The organism is Acinetobacter sp. OYA S30 (assembly GCF_033599315.1).
GTDB lineage: Bacteria > Pseudomonadota > Gammaproteobacteria > Pseudomonadales > Moraxellaceae > Acinetobacter > Acinetobacter baumannii.
On the sequence record NZ_JAWVAV010000169.1, the window covers coordinates 1 to 327 of the forward strand.

Annotated in this window: 1 protein-coding gene; it reads right to left on the bottom strand. The window is 39.8% G+C overall.

The features are described 5' to 3' along the window. Window positions 1–327, bottom strand: a 327-nt coding sequence (locus R5R67_RS19660; RefSeq protein WP_318755232.1) for a hypothetical protein, incomplete at both ends; no start/stop codon positions are given.

The following is a 327-nucleotide window of genomic DNA, read 5'->3' on the forward strand; positions in this document are numbered from 1 at the left end:
ACCTCTTTGCATTTGATATAAACGTGCGAGATTAATATCAAGCTGGTCATATCGAATGTAGATCGGTGAATCATCAACCGGTACATCAATAAAATCCTTGTCATTGAGGTAATACCGTTCATCGTAATTAATTGCAGTAATTGTATTAGAGAACTGGTCAGCCGGTTCTCTTTTTGCGACTAGATAAGGCAGTGAGCCTTTGGTATCGTCATTAACCACCGTATAGATAGTATTCACAAAATCATCAGGACTTAGCTTTAATGCACCGTTCGGTAATCGGCCTAAAACTACCTTGTTCTTGGCAGATCCTGCGGTAACAGGAATAAG